This is a genomic window from Mesorhizobium sp. B264B1B, from assembly GCF_020165765.1.
Taxonomy (GTDB): domain Bacteria; phylum Pseudomonadota; class Alphaproteobacteria; order Rhizobiales; family Rhizobiaceae; genus Mesorhizobium.
This window is the reverse complement of the sequence record NZ_JAIUIS010000001.1, coordinates 346,570-367,188: the sequence shown is the minus strand read 5'-3', so window position 1 is coordinate 367,188 and position 20,619 is coordinate 346,570. Positions and strand designations below refer to the sequence as shown.

The following is a 20,619-nucleotide window of genomic DNA, read 5'->3' as shown; positions in this document are numbered from 1 at the left end:
GCCCGTTTCGTAGCCGGGACAGGCAGATCACAGGCCTGCCTGTCCCGGCGACAGTCTATCAGAGGCCGAGGCCGCCGATGCAGACATATTTGGTGTCGAGGTAATCCTCGATACCCTGATGTCCGCCTTCCTTGCCGAGCCCGGACTCCTTGACGCCGCCGAACGGTGCTTCCGGCGTGGTGATCAGGCCTTCATTGACGCCGACCATGCCATATTTCAGCCCTTCCATGACGCGGAAGGCGCGGCCGAGATCGCCGGTGTAGAAATAGCAGGCGAGGCCGAATTCGGTGTCATTGGCAAGCGCAATCGCTTCTTCCTCTGTCTCGAACCTGAAGACGGGCGCCACCGGCCCGAATATCTCTTCCTTCATGAAGCGCATCTTGGGCGTCGCATCGGCGATGACGGTCGGCTGGAAGAACGAGCCGCCGAGCGCATGGCGCTTGCCGCCGGCGACGATCTTGCCGCCCTTCGAAGTCGCGTCGGCGATCAGTTCCTCGACCTTCTCCACCGCTTTCTCGTCGATCAGCGGTCCCTGCTGCACGCCCTCCTCCAGCCCGGAGCCGACCTTCAGCTTGTCGCTGGCGGCCGCCAGTTTCTCGACGAACCGGTCATAGACGCCGGCCTGGACAAGGAAGCGGTTAGTACAGACGCAGGTCTGGCCCGAATTGCGGTACTTGGCCGTGATCGCACCGGCGACGGCGCGGTCGATGTCGGCGTCGTCGAAGACGATGAACGGCGCATTGCCGCCGAGCTCCATCGACACCTTCTTCACGGTGACGGACGACTTCTGGATCAGGATCTTGCCGACCTCGGTCGAGCCGGTAAAAGTGATCTTCTTGACCAGCGGATTGGCGCAGATCTCATCGCCAATTTCGCCGGCCGCACCGGTCAGGATGTTGATTACGCCCTTGGGGAAGCCGACTTCCTCGGCCAGCGCGCCCCAGGCGAGACCGGAGTAAGGCGTCTGCGAGGCGGGCTTGACCACGGCGGTGCAACCCGCGGCGAGTGCCGGGCCGAGCTTGCGGGCCAGCATCGAGGACGGGAAATTCCACGGCGTGATGGCGGCGATGACGCCGACCGGTTCCTTGGTGACCAGGATGCGGCGGTCCGCCCATGGCGACGGCACGACATCGCCATAGGTGCGGCGGCCCTCCTCGGCGAACCACAGGATGTAGGAGGCGGCCGAGCCGATCTCGCCCTTCGATTCGAACAGCGACTTGCCCTGTTCAATGGTCAGGAGCTCCGCCAGAACGTCCTGATTGTCCATCATGGCATCGTGCAGCTTGCGCAGCAGCTTCGAGCGCTCGAGCGCGGTGGTCTTGCGCCAGGTCTTGAAAGCTTCGTCGGCGGCTTCGATGGCGCGGCGGGTCTCGACCTTGCCTGCCTTGGGCACGGTGCCGATCTTGAGGCCGGTTGCCGGATTGGTGACGTCGACCGTCTGGCCGCTGTCGGCCTGCACCCATTCGCCGTTGATGAGATTGGCCTGGCGCATGAAATGGCTGGTTTTCTGAAGCATGGTCTAGCCTCCGTTCGGCGCACTGACGGGCCGCTATCTGGATGTCTTCGATTAGCGCATCGGCGCTGGGGCCATTGCTCTTATCCTAGGGAAAGCCCCGCAAGCAATCGCAAGATGGCATATAGGGGTTATGCCAGTGCAAGGCGAGAGCCGAGGTTTGATTTCACCGCTGAGACATCGCGTCACCGGATTCACGCCGAGCGGCTCAGACCCCGGTCTTATTCATGTCAGCCGAACACGTGCACGCTCACCGCGAGCCAGAAAGCAGTGGTGACGACCGCGCTCGCGGTCGCGATGGTCATCTGGTTCGAAGCCAGCGCCTGGCCTGTGTTGAACTGCACGGCAATGAGATAGGAATTGATGCCGGATGGCAGCGCCGCCACCACGACCGCTACCTTGGCGGTCAAGGGCGGCAGGCCGAGCAACCAGACGAAGATCAGAACCAGCGCCGGCATCAGGAACAGCTTCAGCGTTGATAGCGCCAGCGCCGGGCGGACATTGCCTGATATGCCGAAGCGGCGCAGGCTGAGCCCCATGGCGAACAGCGCCACCGGCCCGGCGGTGCCGGCCAGCGCGTCCACCAGCCGCATGACCAGTTCGGGCAGCGGGATGCCGCTGAAGCGCCATGCGAGACCCAAAAGAATGCCGATGATCAGCGGATTGATGAACAGCCGCCTCAGGAAATTCCGGACGACGCGCACGGGATGCACATGCTCGCCGCCGCCGCGGCCGAACATCTCGAACAGCACGATCGAAGCCATCATCATGACAGGCAGATGCACGGAAACCAGAAGCGACAGCACCTCGAATCCATCCCGCCCGAATATGCCGAGAATGAACGGCGCGCCGAGCAGGACAACATTGGAATAGGCCGACGACACCCCGCCGACGACACCCGCGCGTGCGTCGCGTCCGAATATCCGCGTGGTAACGACATGGCCGGCGGCCCAGGTGATTGCCACCGCCGCGAAATAGGCCCCCCATAGCGACCACGGTGCCACCCCGTGGAAATCGGCATTCACCATCGTCTGGAACAACAGCAGCGGCATCGCAACGCTGACCGCGAAATCGGATATCCCCTCGCCGCTCGCCGGCTTCATATAACCGGTGAACCCGGCGAGGTAGCCGAGCGCCACGAGGCTGAAGACGAAAAGGACGGTTTCGGTAAGCGGAGACATTTTTCCAGGGATAGGCGAGCCAAGGTCGCGGTGCAATCGCGCCCGAATTTCTTCGACCCCGAATTTGTTCTGCCAAGCGGGGCATCGCCGAAGACGGCTGGACTTTTCCCATCCCGCTCACGACCGGAAGACCGATCTGGTGAAGCAGCGGATGACGAAGGAGAAGTGAGACCGCGGAGACCGCAGGCCTTTCGCTTGTCTTTGTACCTGCTTTCCGATCCCTATATGCGGGTGGCCGGTACCCGGCTTCTGGAAGGATTACGATGATCCGATTTGCCTTGGCGTTGTTCCTGTTTGGCGTTCCGGCTGCAGCGCATGCGACGGATGCCGGCTGGGCGCTGCTGCGCGATGGCGGCCATGTCGTGCTTTTGCGCCATGCCATGGTCACCGGCACCACCGATCCCGCCAATTTTGATATCGACAGCTGCGCCACCCAGGTCAATCTGTCCGCACGCGGCAAGCAGCAGTCGAGCAAGATCGGCGCCTTGCTTGCCGCCCGCGCCGCGCCGATCGAGCGCGTGCTGTCCAGCCGCTATTGCCGCTGCCTCGACACCGCGCGCATCGCCTTCGAGACCGAGCCGGAGCCTTTCGCGCCGCTCGACCTGCTGAAGGGCGACGCGGCGCAAAAGGCGGCCCAGATCGCCGCGATCATGAAGGAAATCCGCGCCTATTCCGGCTCTGACAACCTGGTCATGGTCACTCATCTGGAAAATATCGCTGCGTTGACCGGCGTCTCGCCGCGCGAGGGCGAAGCCGTTGTCGTCGAGCCGCAGGGCGACGGTCTGCGTGTGCTCGGCCGGGTTACGTTCTAAATCGGGGCCGACCGGCGCATCCGCGAGCAGCCACGCGTCGATGAGGACTTGCGACAGAGGTAATGTTGCCAAAATACCACCCAAAAAAGATGCCGCGCTAGGGCCGCGACAATGAGGCCAACATCATCCGCGGTCGCCAGCCATGGAGGGGGCGCCGGGTTGACCGGCGGCCCGTCTTGCGTTTCTTGGGCACGCTACCCATCTGCGCCCGGCGTATCAGGCCTTTTCCTGCCGGGAAAAACCGATTAGACAGCGCCCAAACAAGATGCGGACAGATTCCGCCCGCAACCGAAGGAAAAGCCCTTGTCCACCACGTTCGACAAAGTCGCCAAGATCATTGCCGACACCAGCGAGATCGATATCGACACCATCACGCCCGAGAGCCACACGATCGACGATCTCGGCATCGACAGCCTCGATTTCCTCGACATCGTCTTCGCCATCGACAAGGAATTCGGCATCAAGGTGCCGCTGGAAAAGTGGACCCAGGAAGTCAATGACGGCAAGGCCTCGACGGACGATTACTTTGTCATGAAGAACCTGTGCGCCAAGATCGACGCACTGGTCGCCGCCAAGACCGCCTGATCCGTACCCGATCATCCATGAGCCCCCGCGACGTCGTCATCACCGGCATTGGCCTTGTCTCCTCGTTGGGAGAGGGCCCGGATGAACACTGGCGCAAGCTCACTCAGCCGGATCAGAAGCCGGTGCTCGAAGCCGAGCGTTTCGCGCCCTACACCGTCCATCCGCTGCCGGAGATCGACTGGAACCTGCAGATCGCCAAGCGCGGCGACCAGCGCCAGATGGAAACCTGGCAGAGGCTCGGCACCTATGCCGCGGGTCTTGCGCTGGACGATGCCGGCATCAAGGGCAATGACGAGCTCTGCACGACCATGGACATGGTCGTGGCCGCCGGCGGCGGCGAGCGCGACGAAGCGGTCGATGCCGCCATCCTGGCCGCCTCGGAAAGCCGCAACGACCGTGACGTGCTGCTCAACGAGAAGCTCACCACCGAACTGCGCCCCACCCTGTTCCTGGCACAGCTTTCCAATCTGCTCGCCGGCAACATCTCCATCGTCCACAAGGTGACGGGATCGTCCAGGACCTTCATGGGCGAGGAAGGCGCCGGCGTAGCCGCCGTCGAGACGGCTGCCGCGCGCATTCGTTCCGGCCAGTCGACGCATATACTGGTGGGCGGCGCCTTCCAGACCGAACATTCCGATATGTTGCTCGGCTATGAGCTTGCCGGCTACCTGCATCGCGGCGCCTGGAAGCCCGTCTGGCAGCGGCAAGGCGCCGAAGGTGGCGGCGTGGTGTCGGGATCCGGCGGCGCTTTCCTGGTGCTGGAGCAGCGCGAACACGCGGCAAGCCGGGGGCGCAAGATCTATGCCGAGCTCGGCCCGGTCGTCTCCGGCCGTGCCAGGCGGCGGCAGGGCGAGCTCGATTCCGAGATCGCCGCGCTGCTCAAGAAGACCGCCGTGCCGAATGGCGGCTTGCTGACCATGTCTGGCGCCTCAGGCGCTCACGCGGCTACCTCCGCCGAGAAGTCGGCATTCGACGCCAATCCCGCGATCGCGGCGCGTGGCTTCGCGACGCTGACCGGCCACATGAAGGAAGCGCAGTTTCCCTTCGCCGTGGCGCTGGCGGCGCTCGCCGTCGACCGTAAGGCCGCCTACCCCGTTTTCGATGCCGCTGCCGAGAAACCGTTCGAAGGCATTCCAAGAAGCGTCCTTGCAACGGCGATCGGCTACCACCAATTCGAGGGCATGGCGCTGGTCAACGCCGCATAGAGCGGCCAGCCACATACAACGACAAAGGTTAGGGCTTCCGGATGGCCAATCTCAGAGATCACATGGGCAGGCCGATCGTTGCCGTCACAGGCATCGGCGTGGTTACTTCCCTTGGAGCCGGCAAATCAGACAACTGGACGGCGCTGACCTCGGGCAGATCGGGCATCCACCCGATCACCCGCTTCCCTGTCGACCACCTCAACACCCGCATTTCCGGCATGGTCGATTTCCTTGCGTCGAGCTCGAAGGGCGCCAGCCCCCTCACATACGAACTGGCGGAGACGGCCGCGCAGGAAGCCGTTGCCGAAGCCGGCCTCAATTCCAGCGACTTCGGCGGACCGCTGTTTCTGGCCTCGCCGCCGGTCGAACTCGACTGGCATGAGCGGTTCGCGCTCTATAATTCCGACAAGCACGACGGCGGTGCCGAAAGGCTGCTTCGGGTGGCGCGCGGCCTGAAGGAGCTCGATACTTTCGAGACCACGCAGTTCGGGTCGATCGCCGACCGGCTCGCCGACCGTTTCGGCACGCGCGGCCTGCCGATCACGCTGTCGACCGCTTGCGCCTCCGGCGCCACGGCCATCCAGCTTGGGGTCGAGGCAATCCGCAGAGGCGAATGCGACCGGGCGCTGTCGATCGGCGCGGACGGCTCGGCGACCGCCGAGGCGCTGATCCGTTTTTCGCTGCTGTCGGCGCTTTCGACCCACAACGACATCCCGGAAAAGGCTTCCAAGCCCTTCTCCAAGGACCGCGACGGCTTCGTGCTGGCCGAAGGTTCCGGCGCTCTGGTGCTGGAATCGCTGGAGGCAGCGCTCGCCCGTGGAGCGAGCGTTCTGGGCATTCTGCGCGGCTGCGGCGAAAAGGCGGACGATTTCCACCGCACCCGCTCCAAGCCGGATGGTTCGCCGGCGATCGCGGCGGTGCGCGCCGCCCTCGCCGATGCCGGCCTGGGCGAGGACGAGATCGACTATGTCAACGCGCACGGCACCTCGACGCCGGAAAATGACAAGATGGAGCACCTGTCGCTGTCGACGGTGTTCGGCGAACGGATCGGCTCGATGCCGATCTCGTCCAACAAGTCGATGATCGGCCATACGCTGTCCGCCGCCGGCGCGGTGGAAGCGGCATTTTCCCTGATGACAATGCGCGAAGGCGTCATTCCGCCGACCATCAACTACGACAATCCCGATCCGGCGATCGTGCTCGATGTCGTGCCCAACAAGAAGCGCAATGCGCAGGTTGGCACCGTGCTTTCGAACTCCTTCGGCTTTGGCGGCCAGAACACTTGCCTTGTCATGGCGCGGGAACCGGTCTAAGCGAGCCACTTCCGCTAGAACAGAACCGACAGGCTCCATGCGCGCACTGCAACTTATCGAGGACCGCCGTCTTGAAACGGTGGACCTGCCGCCCCCGCCGCCGCCCGCGCTCGGCGAGGTGACGCTGCGCATCAAGGCAGTGGCGCTGAACCACATTGACGTCTGGGGCTGGCGCGGCATGGCTTTCGCCAAGCGCAAGCTGCCGCTGGTCGTCGGCGCGGAAGCCTCCGGCGAGGTCGAGACCGTCGGTCCCGGCGTTTCCGGCCTGCTGCCGGGACAGTTGGTCTCGATCTACGGCGCGCGCACCTGCGGCCTTTGCCGTGCCTGCCGCGAAGGCCGCGACAATCTTTGCGAACACGTCTCGGGCGTTCATGGCTTCCACCTCGACGGCTTCGCGCAGGAGAAGATCAACCTGCCGGCGCGCCTGCTGGTCCCCGTCCCTCCAGGCGTGAGCGAGATCGGCGCGGCTGTCGCCCCCGTCACTTTCGGCACCGTCGAACACATGCTGTTCGACAATGCCAGGCTCGAGCCCGGCGAGACGATCCTAGTCCATGCCGGCGGATCCGGCATCGGCTCGGCCGCCATCCAGCTGGCGAAGCGGATGGGCTGCACGGTCATCACCACGGTCGGCTCGAACGACAAGATAGACAAGGCCAAGGCGCTCGGCGCCGATCATGTCATCAACTACCGTGACGACCGGTTCGAGGGCGTCGTGCGCAAGCTGACCAAGAAGAAGGGCGTCGACGTCGTCTTCGAACATGTCGGCGCCGACACTTTTGCCGGCTCGATGCTGTGCCTGAAGCGCGGTGGCCGACTCGTCACCTGCGGCTCGACGTCCGGCGTGTCGGCGCAGGTCAATCTGATGCAGCTCTTCCAGCAGCAGTTGAAGCTGCTCGGCTCCTTCGGCTGCCGCATGGAGAACATGGCTAACGCCATGCAGAAGATGGCGGCGGGACAGGTCGCACCCGTCATCGATACCGAAGTCGGCTTCGACGACATCGACGCCGCGCTGAAGCGCATGGAAGGCCGCGACGTCTTTGGCAAGATCATCCTACGCGTCGTCTAGGCCCTGACTTCTGTGTTGAAGAAGCTTCGCCGCGACCTGATGTTCCGCTACGGCCGGCAATTGCGCCGGTTCGAGCACTGGCTGGTCGCGCGCATTGCGATGATCATCATCTCGGTGCTGCGCCTGCTGCCGCCCGACAGCGCGCTGAATTTCGCCGACCGCGTCGCCCGCCGCATCGGTCCATGGGTCGGACGCCATAATGTGGCCGTCGACAATCTGCGCAAGGCCTATCCGCACAAGAGCGAAGCCGAGATCCAGGTCATCGCCTCCGACATGTGGGGCAACATGGCGCGTCTGGCCGCCGAATACATCTTTCTCGACGCCTTGTTCGACTACGATCCAGCCGCCACCAGTCCCGGCCGTGTCGAGGTCAGGGGAGTAGACCATTTCGTCGAGATCGCGGCCGAAAAGAAGCCGCACATCGTCTTCACCGGACATCTCGGCAATTTTGAATTGCTGCCGGTGGCGGCGGCTACTTTCGGCATGAATATCACCGCGCTGTTTCGCCCGCCCAACAATCCGTACCTGGCTGACTACATCCTCTCGACGCGCCGCGCGACCATGGGATCGTTGCTGCCCTCGATGGCGGGCGCCTCGTTCGCGCTCGCCTCGGTATTGGAAAACGGCGGCAATATCGGGGTCCTTGTCGACCAGAAGTTCACGGGCGGCCTGGAAACGACATTCTTCGGCCGCCCCTGCCAGAGCAATCGCGTGCTCGGCACACTTGCCCGTCATTATGATTGCGACGTCTACCCGGCGCGCTGCGTCAGGCTGCCGGGCAATCGCTTCAGGCTCGAGATAGAAGAGAAGCTGACATTGCCCCGCACCGCCGATGGCAGTGTCGACGTGCGCGCCACCACCCAGCTTCTCAACGACGTGGTCGAGCGCTGGGTGCGCGAGGATCCCGGCCAGTGGATGTGGTTCCACAAGAGATGGGACATCAGCCGCAAGCGACGCAAGGCAAAGACCCGAAGCGCGTAGTCTGGAGCCGTCCGATGCGCCTCCGACACAGTGGCCGGCTTAGCAGTCAGTTCCTCACGACGATGCGCGTGTTGCCGAAGCCGACTTCTCGCACCATCGAGTAGAAAGCCGCCGCATTGGCCGTATGCAGCCGCACGCAGCCATGCGACGCCGGTCGGCCGAGCTGCCTCACCGCGCCCGTTCCGTGGATGGCATAGCCGCCGTGGAAGAACACGGAATAAGGCATCGGCGACATGTCGTATTTGCGCGAATACCACATCCGGGCCGTTCGCTGCGGCCGGTAGGTGCCGCGCGGCGTGAAGTAGCCGGACCGAGCCGTGGACACGCTCCACCGGTAGACCTCCTGGCCGTACCTGACCGTCATCGTCTGCGACGACACGTCTATATTTGCAATGAGGCTGGCTGCCCAGCTCTGCACCGAAGCACCGAACAGCATCGTGACAAGTGCTGCTGCCATGAGAACTGTCTTTTTCATGCGATCAAACCCCTTTGATTGCCCCTTGCCTGCCTTCACGTCGTTTTTCATCTCTTTAATGACAGGTGAACGGCATAACATATACCCTTGACCAATTCGCCAATCCAAAGCAGCGAATTTGAACGAATTCCCGCAAGAGTTGCCGTAACGACACGCCGCAACGGCCTAATTGCCAGCGGACTTGCAAAACGACGCCGATCGCTGCTCAACTCGGGCCATGAACGAGCGACTCTTCCAAGCGATCGATGACCGGCGTGACGATCTCGTCGCGCTGACCGCCGAGCTGATCCGCTTTCCCACCATCAACCCGCCCGGCGAAGCGTACCGGCCATGCGCCGAATTTCTTGCCGCGCGGCTGAAGAAGAGCGGCTTCGAAACCGAGTTCATCCGTGCCGAGGGCACGCCCGGCGACACCGACCGCTACCCGCGCGTCAACGTCGTCGCTCGCTTCGATGGGCGCTCGCCTGGCGCCTGCGTCCATTTCAACTCGCATATCGATGTCGTCGAGGCCGGCGACGGCTGGACCGTCGATCCCTTCGCCGGCATCGTCAGGGACGGCAAGGTCTACGGCCGCGGCGCCTGCGACATGAAGGGCGGCCTGGCTTCCTCGATCATCGCGGCCGAAGCCTTCATGGAGGTATTTCCCGATTTTCCCGGTGCTATCGAGATATCAGGCACGGTCGACGAGGAATCCGGCGGCTTCGGCGGTGTCGCGCATCTGGCGAGGCTCGGCTATTTCTCGAAACCCAGGGTCGACCACGTCATCATTCCCGAACCGTTGAACAAGGACCGCATCTGCCTTGGCCATCGCGGCGTCTGGTGGGCCGAGATCGAGACCAAGGGCGAAATCGCGCATGGCTCGATGCCGTTCCTCGGCGACAATGCGGTGCGCCATATGGGCGCCGTGCTGCAGGCCTTCGAGGACGAATTGTTCCCCGCGCTCGACCGCAAGATGACGCGCATGCCGGTCGTGCCCGAAGGGGCGAAGCGTTCGACCATGAACATCAACTCCATCCATGGCGGCCAGACCGAGGATTTCCGGCCCGGCCTGCCCTCGCCCAACGTGCCCGATTCCTGCCGGCTGACCATCGACCGCCGCTTCCTGCTCGAAGAGGATCTCGCCACGGTCAAGGGCGAGGTGATCGGCATTCTCGAGCGGCTGAAGCGCGATCGGCAAAAGTTCGACTACGAGATCCGTGACCTGATGGAGGTGCTGCCGCTGATGACCGAACGCGACGCTCCGGTCGTCAAGGCAATCGCGCAAGGCGTCCACGCGATCTTCGATCGCGAGCCCGACTACGTCATTTCACCGGGCACCTACGACCAGAAGCACATTGCCCGCATCGGCCATGTCTATGATTGCATCGCCTATGGCCCGGGCATTCTCGATCTCGCCCACCGGCCTGACGAATGGGTCGGCATCTCGGATATGGTGGAATCGGCCAAGGTGATGGCGTTCGGGCTCAACGTGCTGCTGCGCGGCGCCCGATAGCGCCGCACGGGCAAGAGCCAACGGTCGACGCGGCCGTCCGGAGAAAAACATTCCCGGCTACGCCGCCGCGCGGCACGAAACGCAATTTACTCCCGTGCGAAATCACGCTTCTATTCGCCCGGTTTGAGCGCATGTTTGACCACACGGGGAGTAGCACGATGAAATTGTGGAAAACCATCCTGGCCGCGGCCGTCCTGGCGCTGGCCGTCGGCACTCCCGCGCTGGCGGCGCGAACCGATCTGGTCATCGGCATCCCGCTCGAACCGCCACATCTCGATCCGACCGCCGGCGCGGCCGCGGCAATCGACGAGGTTCTCTACGCCAACGTGTTCGAAGGCTTGACCCGCATCGGGCCAAATGGCGAGGTCCTGCCGGATTTGGCTGAAAGCTGGACCATCTCCGACGACGGCAAGACCTACACCTTCAAGCTGCACACCGGCGTGAAATTCCACGATGGCGCCGGCTTCAGCGCCGACGACGTGAAATTCTCGCTCGACCGCGCCCGCGCCGACAATTCGGTCAATGCGCAAAAAGCCCTGTTCGCAGCCATCGATATGGTCGACGTGGTCGACCCGGCAACGGTCAAGGTGACGTTGAAGAACCCGCAGGGATCCTTCCTCTACAATATGGGCTGGGGCGATGCTGTCATCGTCTCGCCGAAATCCGCTGACGCCAACAAGGAAAAGCCGGTCGGGACCGGCCCGTTCAAATTCCAGAGCTGGGCCAAGGGATCCTCGATCACGCTGGTGAAATCCGACAGCTATTGGGGCACGCCGGCTTACCTCGACAAAGTCGAGTTCCGCATCGTGCCCGATGCCGCTGCTAGCGTACCGGCATTGCTTTCCGGCGATATCCAGGCGTTCCCATTCTTCGATCCCGACAGTCTCGCGCAGGTCAAGGACGATCCGCGTTTCAAGGTGGTGATCGGTTCGACCGAAGGCGAAACCATCCTGTCGATCAACAACAAGAAGCCGCCCTTCGACAAATTGCTGGTCAGGCAGGCGATCTCCTACGCGCTCGATCGCAAGGCGATCATCGACGGTGCCTCGGCCGGCCTCGGCCTGCCGATCGGCTCGCATATGTCGCCGGCCAACAAGGACTACGTCGACCTCACCGGCCGCTATCCGCACGATGTCGCCAAGGCCAAGGAACTCTTGAAGGAAGCAGGCCTGGAGAACGGTTTCAAGGCGACGCTGAAGCTTCCGCCGCCCACCTATGCCAGGCTCGGCGGCGAGATCATTGCCTCGCAGCTCCGTGACGTCGGCATCAACCTCGAGATCATTCCGGTCGAATGGGCGCAGTGGCTGGACCAGGTGTTCACCCAGAAGGACTACGACCTGACCATCGTCTCCCATACCGAGCCCAACGACATCGGTATCTATGCGCGTAAGGATTATTACTTCAACTACGACAATCCGGCCTTCGACAAGGTGATCGCCGATCTGGACGTCACCTCCGACGAAGCCAAGCGCAAGGAATTGCTGGGGCAGGCACAGAAGATCTTGGCCGACGACGCCGTGGTCGGCTTCCTCTACGAACTGCCCAAGGTCGGCGTCTGGGACGCCAAGCTGCAGGGCCTGTGGGAAAACGCGCCGATCCAGGCCAATGATCTCACCAAGGTGAAGTGGAACGAGTGAAGCCGTTGGCCAAGAGGCGACGCTTGCGCTCCGCACCCCCCTCTGCCCTGCCAAGCTGCCTGACCCGAGCCGCAGGACGATCGCTTCAGGTTTGCGCCGCCCCTCATCGCCCTGCCGGGCACTTCTCCCCCTATAGTGACGGGGAGAAGGGGGCTGGCCGCAACCTCGGCACCCTTTCTGCAACGCTGAAGATTGGCGAAATCCTTTGCGAAGGCGTCCTTCTCCCCGTCACTATAGGGGGAGAAGTGCCCGGCAGGGCGATGAGGGGCGGCGCCGATTTCGACTGTTGGCCGATCAAGCGATGACCGCCTACCTCCTCAGGCGTCTCGCGATCGCCGCCGCCACGTTGGCGCTGGCCTCCATGGTCGTCTTCGCGGTGCTGGAGATCCTGCCCGGCGACCCGGCGCGGCTGATGCTGGGCATGAATGCCAGCGCCGACCAGGTCGAGCTGCTGCGCAACCAGATGGGCCTCGACGCGCCCTTGCCCTGGCGCTACCTGCACTGGGCCGGCGGCCTGCTCAGCCTGGATTTCGGCCGCTCCTACACCTATTCGGTGCCGGTCATCGATCTCGTGCGCGAGCGTCTCGTCGTCTCACTGCCGCTGGCGCTGATTGCGCTCGCCCTATCCACCCTCATCGCCATCCCGGTCGGCCTGTTTTCAGCGAACCATCGCGGGCGGATGGGTGACACAGCGGCGATGGGCGCCGCGCAGCTCGGCGTCGCCATTCCCAATTTCTGGTTCGCGCTGATGCTGATCTATCTCTTCGCCGTCTGGTTGCGGCTGGTTCCGGCCGGCGGCTTTCCTGGCTGGGGGGCTGGTGCCTGGCCGGCGCTGAAATCGCTGCTGCTGCCGGCTGTGGCGCTCGCGCTGCCGCAGGCCGCGATCCTGGCACGCGTTACCCGTTCGGCGCTGATCGAGGTGCTGAACGAGGACTATATCCGCACCGCCCGCGCCAAGGGCCTGCCTTACCGCGTGGTCTTGTGGCGGCACGCGCTGCGCAACGCCATGATCCCGGTGCTGACCATTCTTGGCCTGCAATTCGCCTTCCTGCTCGCCGGCACCATCATCATCGAGAACGTCTTCTACCTGCCCGGCCTCGGCCGGCTGGTGTTCCAGGCGATCACCCAGCGTGACCTGATCGTCGTGGAAAGCGTCGTCATGCTGCTGGTCGCCGCGGTCATCGCCGTCAACCTCGTCGTCGACCTCTCTTATGCCGTCGTCGATCCGCGGCTCAGAAGCCGGCAATGATGTTGCATCCCGACATCCCCGAAGAGACGCTGGGCGGCATCCTCGTCAAGGCGTTCGGTAACCGCTCGTTTCTTGCCGGCTTCGCCGTCACATTGTTCGTGGCGGCGGTGGCGATCCTCTCCTATGTCTGGACGCCCTACGACGTGACCCGGCTGGTCATATCCGACAAGACCCTGGCGCCGTCCTGGATGCACTGGTTCGGCACCGACCATTTCGGCCGTGACATCCTGTCGATGATCATGGTCGGCGCCCGCAATTCGATCGCCGTGGCGCTGGTCGCGGTGGGCATCGGCATGGGCGTCGGCGTGCCGCTCGGTGCTTTTGCGGCGGCGCGCGGCGGCCTCATCGACGAGGCGCTGATGCGCATTAACGATCTGGTCTTCGCCTTCCCTGCGCTTTTGTCGGCCATCATGATCACCGCCATCTTCGGCCCCGGCGCCGTTAATGCCATCATCGCCATCGGCATCTTCAACATCCCTGTCTTTGCTCGCGTCGCCCGCGCCGGCGCCTTGGCGATCTGGCCGCGCGAATTCATCCTCGCCGCCCGCGCCGCGGGCAAGGGCAAGGCGCTGATCACCATCGAACATGTGCTGCCCAACATCGCCACCTTGCTCCTGGTGCAAGGCACTATCCAGTTCGCGCTCGGCATATTGGCCGAGGCCGGGCTTTCCTATCTGGGCCTTGGCGCCCAACCGCCAATGCCGAGCTGGGGCCGCATGCTGTTCGACGCCCAGACCCGCATGGTGGTGGCGCCCTGGATGGCGATCTTTCCCGGCATGGCGATCGTGATCACCGTGCTTGGGCTGAACCTTTTGGGCGACGGCATCGCCGACATCCTCGATCCGAAATCGCGGCGGCAACGATGAGCCTGCTGGAAATCGACAATCTGTCGCTGGCGATCGGCGACACGCCGATCCTCCGGAGCATCGAGTTCTCCATCGCGCCCGGCGAGGTAATGGGGCTGGTCGGCGAATCCGGCTCCGGCAAATCGATGACGGCTCTGAGCGTCATGCGGCTCTTGCCATATGCCGCGCGTGCCAGCGGGCGCATCACCTTCGACGGCATCGACATCCTCGCGGCAAGCGAGGATCAGATGTGCGCCCTGCGCGGCGACGATATCGGCATGGTGTTCCAGGAGCCGATGACCGCGCTGAACCCGCTCAAGACCATCGGCGAGCAGGTCGCCGAAGGTATACGCTGGCATGCCAAGGCGAGCCGCGCCGAGGCGGAAGAGCGGGCGCGAAAAACGCTCGACCGGGTTGGCTTGCCGTCGGCAAAATTCCCGCTGTCGCGCTATCCGCACGAACTGTCCGGCGGCCAGCGCCAGCGCGTCGTCATTGCCATGGCCTGCGCGCTGAAGCCGAAGCTGCTGATCGCCGACGAGCCGACCACGGCGCTCGACGTGGTGCTGCAGGCGCAAATCCTCACCCTCTTGCGCGACCTTGTCGCGGAGAGCGGCATGGGCCTGCTCCTGATCTCGCATGACCTCGCCGTGGTCACCGAGATGGCGGATCGCATCACCATTCTTCGTCGGGGCGAAGTCATGGAAGCCGGCGATACGGCCCGCACGCTCTCTGAACAGCTCCACCCCTATACCCGCCAGTTGGCGCTGGCCTCGATGCACGTGCCGGCCCGCGCCCGGCCGCATGGCGCCTCGGCAGCCCGGCCCTTGCTCGAGGTGGAGGGCGTGACGCGCGACTATCCAGGCCGGCGCACCTCGCTGTTCCGGCGCGCGCCTGATATCCGCGCCGTCGACGGCGTGTCGCTGTCGATGGCGCCGGGCCAATCGGTGGCGCTGGTCGGCCGCTCCGGCTGCGGCAAGTCCACCTTGGCGCGCATGATCCTGGCGCTGGACCGGCCGAGTTCGGGGACCATCCGCTTTCGCGGCGAGCCCCTCACCGGCAAGAGCGAGGCGGACCTGAAGCCGGCGCGGCGCGACATGCAGGTGGTGTTCCAGGACCCCTATGGCTCGTTCGATCCGCGCCAGAAGGTCGAGAAACTGGTCGCCGAGCCGCTGCACGTGCTGGACAGGAAACCGGGGCGCGCCGAGCGCCGCGAGATGGTGGCGCAGGCGCTGCACGAGGTCGGCCTCGACCAGCACGACATGGAAAAGTATCCGCACGAATTTTCCGGCGGCCAGCGCCAGCGCCTGTCGATCGCCCGCGCCATCATCACCCGCCCAAAACTGGTCGTCGCCGACGAGCCGGTTTCGGCGCTCGATGTTTCGATCCGCGCTCAGATCCTCGACCTGTTCGCCGAGCTCAACCAGAAACTCGGCATCGCCTATCTCTTCATCACCCACGAACTCACCGTCGCCCGCGCCATAACGGACGAAGTGCTGGTCATGCATGACGGCCAGATCGTCGAGCGTGGCCGGACGAGCGAGGTGCTGGATCACCCGCAATCCGAGGCGGCCAAGGCGCTTGTCGCCGCAGCGCCGGACCTGCACAGGGCAATTGCACGCCGTATGCAGGAGCAGGGGTGAGCGATCGGTTCGCGAAGCGAATCCGCCGTGTGAGTGAAAGGCCGCAAATGCCGGAGGCTGCCGTAGACAGCCGGCCCGGCTGGGATCCCATCAACCTACTGCTCAGATTTCACCACGTCGACCGGGCTGATGTCGAGCAGGTCGAGCGTGCGGCGCAGCAGGCGCACCTCGGTCTCGGCCAATTGCGCGTCCGCCTTGGCGATCTCGGCCATATGCTGCGCCAGTTGCTTGCGCCGCTCGACATCGAGGTCGCGGAACAGCGCGATGGCCTGTGAGCCATTGGTTTCGTAGCCGAATTCGTTGAGATATTCGATGACGGCGTCGATGCTGGTTTCCGGAATGCCGAAGGCATCCTTGCAGATGCGCCGGAAGGCAACCATCTCGCTCTCGCTGACCGTTCCGTCAGCCAGGATCATGCGGAACAGCATCAGAAGTTCCGCCGACAACACGGGGTCGTCCGCCACCTTGCGCACCCCGGGGTCGCCATCGAAGATCGAGCGTATCTGGTCGAGCAGTTCGAATGCCATCGGGAGCCCCTTTGCCGATTCCTCTAATCCATGTAGCCCAAAAAAGCGCAGCGGTTTTGGGATAATGACAGCACAACGCGAAATCCAGGCGCGACGCGCTTGGATAGAAGTAGCGTGAAATCGGTCTTGCGCAAACGGGGTGTTCGTGATCGAAGCCGGAGCATCTCTGGCTTGATTTCTCCCTGATGATCGACTTCACCTTAGAATCCGTCGCCATGCTCGCCTTCGCCGGTTTTGCCGCGGGCTTTGTCGACTCGATTGCCGGCGGCGGTGGGCTGATCACTATTCCCGCACTGCTGCTGGCCGGCTTCTCGCCGGTCGAGGCGCTGGGAACCAACAAGCTGCAGGGCATGTTCGGCTCGGGATCTGCGACCATCCACTATGCCGCGAAAGGCCATGTCGACCTTCGCCGGCAACTGCCTTCTGCGCTGCTGGCGCTTGCCGGCGGTGCCGTCGGCGCCTTGCTGGCAACGGTCGTGCCCGGCGATCTGCTGCGGGCGCTTCTGCCGCTGGTGCTGATCGCCATCGCGCTCTATTTCGCCCTGAAGCCCAACATGACCGACGTTGACCGCGCCGAACGTATGACGCCCTTCCTGTTCGGGATAACGCTGGTGCCGGCCATCGGCTTTTACGACGGCCTGTTCGGGCCGGGTGCCGGGTCCTTCTACATGCTGGCCTTCGTCGCGCTTGCCGGCTACGGCGTACTCAAGGCGACGGCCCACACCAAGCTGCTCAACTTCGCCTCCAACATCGGCGGCTTCGTCGTCTTCGCCGCGGTCGGTGTCATCTCCTGGAAGATCGGCCTGATGATGGGCGTCGCCCAGTTCCTCGGCGCCCGCCTCGGCGCCAGCCTGGCCATGCGCATCGGCGCCAGGCTGATCAAGCCGCTGCTTGTCATCGTCTGCGTCGCTCTGGCGGCGAAGCTCCTGGCCGACCCGGCGAACCCGCTGCGCGTCCTGATTGGTGTGTGACCCGCGCGCCTGATGGAATGCCGCTGTTCGAATCATGTCGAGGAGAGGACCCGCACATGAATCTCAGCGCACCTACCGAGATTGTTTTCATCATCTCCCTTGTCATCGCCTCATCGGCATTCTCGCCGCCCTCGGCCTCTTTCGTTCATCCACTCGCGTCGGTGTGGACCGTGCCCATTGCTTACCTCGTGCGTGCCGGCGGCTGCCTGATGCGCGGCGCCTGACATTCAAATCTCAGGCAATTCGGAGCGCCCGGCCAAAAGCGGGGCGCTTTTGATTCGGGTCCGGGCTCTGCTAGAGTCCTGTCGATGCCAATCGAGATGCCATGTCAGGAGGAACAGGACCGGTCAGTCCCCGGGCGGTTCGAGATGCGGCGGCGCCTTCCCAGCCCTGCCCTCGCGGGCATTGTGTCAGACATTTGCGGTTATCGCGAAACGGCGCCCGGCCATTACCGCAATGTCGAATATGCCTCCCTTACCGTGCCTCTGGTCATCAGCTTCGCCGAACCTTTCGCCATCGGCCTTGGCAAGCCGCCCGGCGACAATGATCGCTTCGCCAGTTTCGCCGCCGGCCTCTATGCCGGACCCGTGATGATCGAATCCTTCGGCGGCGCCTGCTGCGTCCAGGTCAATTTCACCCCGCTTGGCGCACGCCGATTCTTTGGCCAGCCGATGAGCGGGTTGACCGACCGCATGGTCAGCCTGGACGATGTGCTCGGCATCGAAGGCGTCGCCTTGCGCGAGCGGCTTGGCAACGCGGCGGACCGGAGCAAACGTTTTGCCCTTGTCGAGATGTTCGTCGCCGCCCGGCTGGCCGATGCGCCGGAAACGCAGGCCGGGGTTGCCTGGGCCTATGACAGGATCCTCGCCTCCGGCGGCCGCGTGCGCGTCTCGTCACTGGCCGACAGGCTGGGCTGGAGCCGCAAGCATCTGGCGGGGAAATTCGCGGACGCGACCGGCATCGGCCCGAAAACGCTGTCGCGCATCGTCCGCTTCAACCGCGCGCTTGGCCTGTCGAGGCAGCAAGCCTGCGATTGGGCCGACATCGCGGCCGATTGCGGCTATGCCGACCAGGCGCATCTGGTGCGTGAGTTCCGCGACCTTGCCGGCGAGACACCGACCGCGATCGAGGGTTCGGCACAGGCCTGAAGTCCCGGGTAACATTTCTTCAAGACGCCGGAACGGCTGTCGCTCAGACTGGGTTCATCGATGAGCTCGAATGAAGGAAGTTGCCATGCCCGCTGAAGCCCCCCGCCTCTACCCCGCCTTGCGTTACAGGAACGCCGCAAAAATGATCCGCTGGCTGTGCGAAGCCTTCGGCTTCAGCATCCGTGCTCGCTACGGCGAAGGCGATGTCGTGCACCATGCCGAACTGGTCTTCGGCTCCTCGATGATCATGCTCGGCAGCGCGCGCGACGACGACTACGGCAAAATGGTTGGCGAACCCGGCACAGGCGGCGGCAAGTCAATCTACATCACCGTCGACGACGCAGACGCCGCCTACGCCAAGGCGAAGAAGGCAGGCGCCACGATCCTCCAGGAATTGACCGACCGCGACTATGGCAGTCGCGAGTTCATCTGCCGCGACCCGGAGGGCAATGTCTGGTCCTTCGGCACCTATTGGCCGAAGGCGGGAGAAAAGAGCAGCTAGCTACCGCGCCAGCGAAAAGATCGCGTCGCAGTCAAGATGGCTCTCCAACTGGGCCGCGACCTCGTCGAGAGCCCTCTCGACCTCGGCGCGATAGTCGATGCCGCCGCCCTTGACGCCGAGGCTTTCGAGGAACCTCCCTCGAAAGGCGTCGGCGCCAAACAGCCCGTGCATATAGGTTCCGACCACCTTGCCATCCGCCGAGACCGCACCGTCCTCGGCGCCATTGATGATCGCCGACGGCCGCAGCATGTCCGGGCCGGTGGTGCGGCCGAGATGGATCTCGTAGCCTTCGAGCGGCAGGTCGAACGGCACCGAGCGGGCGCTGACGTTGCGCACCGTCTTTTCCGGTTCCATCACTGTTTCGATGTCGAGCAGGCCAAGCCCTTCCGCTTCGGTGACGCTGCCCTCGATGCCGTCGGGATCGCGCACGATGCGGCCAAGCATCTGGAAGCCGCCGCAAATGCCGACGACATGGCCGCCGCGCCTGCGATGGGCGAGAAGATCACGGTCCCAGCCATTTTCGCGAAATTTCAGCAGATCCCCGATCGTCGACTTCGAGCCGGGAATGACCACCAGTCCCGCATCCTGCGGCAACGGCTTTCCAGGCTGCACGAATACCACTTCCACCTGCGGCTCGGCCTTGAGCGGGTCGAGATCGTCGAAATTGGCGATGCGGTCAAGCATCGGCACCGCCACCTTCAGCGCACGCGACTCCCCGGAGGCAAGCCGTTCCAGCACCACCGAATCCTCCGAGGGCAGCCGCGCTGCCGCCTTCAGCCACGGCACGACGCCGAAGCAGCGCCAGCCGGTGAACCCTTCGATCGCCTTGATGCCGTCGTCGAACAGCGAGACGTCGCCGCGGAACTTGTTGATGAGGTAGCCGACGATCATGCGCCGGTCTTCCTCCGGCAGGATCAGATGCGTGCCCGCGACCGAGGCGATGACGCCGCCGCGGTCGATGTCGCCGACCAGCACGACAGGCACGTCGGCACGCGTCGCAAAGCCCATATTGGCGATGTCGCGGCTTCTGAGATTGATCTCGGCCGGTGAGCCCGCGCCCTCGACGATGACGAGATCGGCGCCCTCGCCGACCTTGCCCCAGGAGTCCAGCACCGCGTCCATCAGCCGGCCCTTCAGCGCCTGGTAGTCGCGCGCCCGCGCCTCGCCGAACACCTTGCCTTGCACGATGACCTGCGCACCGACATCGGTCTGCGGCTTGAGCAGCACGGGGTTCATGTGAACCGATGGCTGCACGCCGCAGGCGATCGCCTGCAGCCATTGCGCGCGGCCGATCTCGCCGCCGCCAGCCCTGTTGTCGCCGGGAATATCGGCAACGGCGGCATTGTTCGACATGTTCTGCGGCTTGAACGGACGCACCTTCAGCCCACGCTTTTTCGCGGCGCGGCACAGCCCGGCGACCAGCACGGTCTTGCCGACATCCGAACCCGTGCCTTGCAGCATAATGGCTTTAGCCATG

The 20,619-nt window shown here is 64.1% G+C and carries 20 protein-coding genes; 15 read left to right on the top strand and 5 right to left on the bottom strand.

Annotated elements, in window-relative coordinates; translation table 11 throughout:
- Positions 1-58: 58 nt before the first annotated feature.
- Both LB547_RS01690 and LB547_RS01685 read right to left on the bottom strand, forming a co-directional pair.
- Entirely contained in the window at positions 59-1,516 is a 1,458-nt protein-coding gene (locus LB547_RS01690) for an NAD-dependent succinate-semialdehyde dehydrogenase (RefSeq protein WP_140555081.1), read from the bottom strand.
- A 227-nt stretch (positions 1,517-1,743) separates the two neighbouring features.
- Positions 1,744-2,694, bottom strand: coding sequence for an AEC family transporter (locus tag LB547_RS01685; RefSeq protein ID WP_140521072.1), 951 nt, complete (start codon positions 2,692-2,694; stop codon positions 1,744-1,746).
- Between the two features lie 263 nt (positions 2,695-2,957).
- On the opposite strand from LB547_RS01685, the gene LB547_RS01680 reads away from it, so the two are divergent.
- The 6 genes from LB547_RS01680 to LB547_RS01655 all read left to right on the top strand — a co-directional run bounded on the left by LB547_RS01680 (position 2,958) and on the right by LB547_RS01655 (position 8,656).
- Positions 2,958-3,506, top strand: a complete 549-nt coding sequence (locus LB547_RS01680; RefSeq protein ID WP_140517227.1) for a histidine phosphatase family protein — start codon at positions 2,958-2,960, stop codon at positions 3,504-3,506.
- Positions 3,507-3,809: 303 nt separating this feature from the next.
- Positions 3,810-4,091, top strand: coding sequence for an acyl carrier protein (locus tag LB547_RS01675; RefSeq protein ID WP_010909964.1), 282 nt, complete (start codon positions 3,810-3,812; stop codon positions 4,089-4,091).
- A 17-nt stretch (positions 4,092-4,108) separates the two neighbouring features.
- Positions 4,109-5,296 (top strand): beta-ketoacyl-ACP synthase, encoded by a 1,188-nt coding sequence (locus LB547_RS01670; RefSeq protein ID WP_140495697.1) that lies wholly within the window; start codon positions 4,109-4,111, stop codon positions 5,294-5,296.
- Positions 5,297-5,337: 41 nt separating this feature from the next.
- A complete protein-coding gene (locus tag LB547_RS01665; protein ID WP_140762746.1) occupies positions 5,338-6,609 on the top strand; it encodes a beta-ketoacyl-ACP synthase in 1,272 nt (423 codons plus the stop codon).
- Positions 6,610-6,646: 37 nt separating this feature from the next.
- Entirely contained in the window at positions 6,647-7,675 is a 1,029-nt protein-coding gene (locus LB547_RS01660; protein ID WP_140521074.1) for a zinc-binding dehydrogenase, read from the top strand.
- A gap of 39 nt (positions 7,676-7,714) precedes the next feature.
- Positions 7,715-8,656 (top strand): lipid A biosynthesis lauroyl acyltransferase, encoded by a 942-nt coding sequence (locus tag LB547_RS01655; RefSeq protein ID WP_181175294.1) that lies wholly within the window; start codon positions 7,715-7,717, stop codon positions 8,654-8,656.
- 46 nt (positions 8,657-8,702) lie between these two features.
- Here LB547_RS01655 and LB547_RS01650 read toward each other — a convergent pair whose 3' ends face one another.
- The gene (locus tag LB547_RS01650) at positions 8,703-9,131 is read right to left on the bottom strand and encodes a L,D-transpeptidase (protein ID WP_140665267.1); all 429 of its coding nucleotides are present in this window, start codon (positions 9,129-9,131) and stop codon (positions 8,703-8,705) included.
- A gap of 217 nt (positions 9,132-9,348) precedes the next feature.
- Here LB547_RS01650 and LB547_RS01645 point away from each other — a divergent pair, with 217 nt between their 5' ends.
- From LB547_RS01645 to LB547_RS01625, 5 genes are all read left to right on the top strand, one after another.
- Positions 9,349-10,623, top strand: coding sequence for an acetylornithine deacetylase/succinyl-diaminopimelate desuccinylase family protein (locus LB547_RS01645; RefSeq protein WP_140762743.1), 1,275 nt, complete (start codon positions 9,349-9,351; stop codon positions 10,621-10,623).
- A 158-nt stretch (positions 10,624-10,781) separates the two neighbouring features.
- Complete coding sequence (locus tag LB547_RS01640; protein WP_140762740.1) at positions 10,782-12,260, top strand: ABC transporter substrate-binding protein; 1,479 nt, start codon at positions 10,782-10,784, stop codon at positions 12,258-12,260.
- Between the two features lie 301 nt (positions 12,261-12,561).
- Positions 12,562-13,509, top strand: coding sequence for an ABC transporter permease (locus LB547_RS01635; RefSeq protein ID WP_140762737.1), 948 nt, complete (start codon positions 12,562-12,564; stop codon positions 13,507-13,509).
- Positions 13,506-14,375, top strand: a complete 870-nt coding sequence (locus LB547_RS01630; RefSeq protein WP_140762734.1) for an ABC transporter permease — start codon at positions 13,506-13,508, stop codon at positions 14,373-14,375. Before LB547_RS01635 ends, LB547_RS01630 begins: the two co-directional genes overlap by 4 nt.
- Positions 14,372-15,994, top strand: a complete 1,623-nt coding sequence (locus LB547_RS01625; protein WP_140762732.1) for an ABC transporter ATP-binding protein — start codon at positions 14,372-14,374, stop codon at positions 15,992-15,994. The genes LB547_RS01630 and LB547_RS01625 overlap by 4 nt, the downstream gene beginning before the upstream one ends.
- Positions 15,995-16,089: 95 nt before the next feature.
- Here the strand turns inward: LB547_RS01625 and LB547_RS01620 are convergent, their stop codons facing one another.
- Positions 16,090-16,521 carry a TerB family tellurite resistance protein gene (locus LB547_RS01620; protein ID WP_140495687.1) on the bottom strand — a complete coding sequence of 144 codons (432 nt, stop codon included), beginning with the start codon at positions 16,519-16,521 and terminating at the stop codon, positions 16,090-16,092.
- Between the two features lie 185 nt (positions 16,522-16,706).
- Between LB547_RS01620 and LB547_RS01615 the strand changes: the two genes are divergently transcribed.
- From LB547_RS01615 to LB547_RS01600, 4 genes are all read left to right on the top strand, one after another.
- Positions 16,707-17,492, top strand: coding sequence for a TSUP family transporter (locus LB547_RS01615; RefSeq protein ID WP_140517245.1), 786 nt, complete (start codon positions 16,707-16,709; stop codon positions 17,490-17,492).
- Positions 17,493-17,548: 56 nt separating this feature from the next.
- Entirely contained in the window at positions 17,549-17,716 is a 168-nt protein-coding gene (locus LB547_RS01610; protein WP_181169595.1) for a hypothetical protein, read from the top strand.
- Positions 17,717-17,800: 84 nt separating this feature from the next.
- Positions 17,801-18,640, top strand: a complete 840-nt coding sequence (locus LB547_RS01605; RefSeq protein WP_140762730.1) for a helix-turn-helix domain-containing protein — start codon at positions 17,801-17,803, stop codon at positions 18,638-18,640.
- An 85-nt stretch (positions 18,641-18,725) separates the two neighbouring features.
- Entirely contained in the window at positions 18,726-19,142 is a 417-nt protein-coding gene (locus LB547_RS01600) for a VOC family protein (RefSeq protein ID WP_140675723.1), read from the top strand.
- Here the strand turns inward: LB547_RS01600 and LB547_RS01595 are convergent, their stop codons facing one another.
- On the bottom strand, positions 19,143-20,618 hold the full coding sequence (locus LB547_RS01595) for a cobyric acid synthase (RefSeq protein WP_140685870.1): 1,476 nt from the start codon (positions 20,616-20,618) through the stop codon (positions 19,143-19,145). It abuts the gene before it with no gap.
- Position 20,619 lies beyond the last annotated feature (1 nt).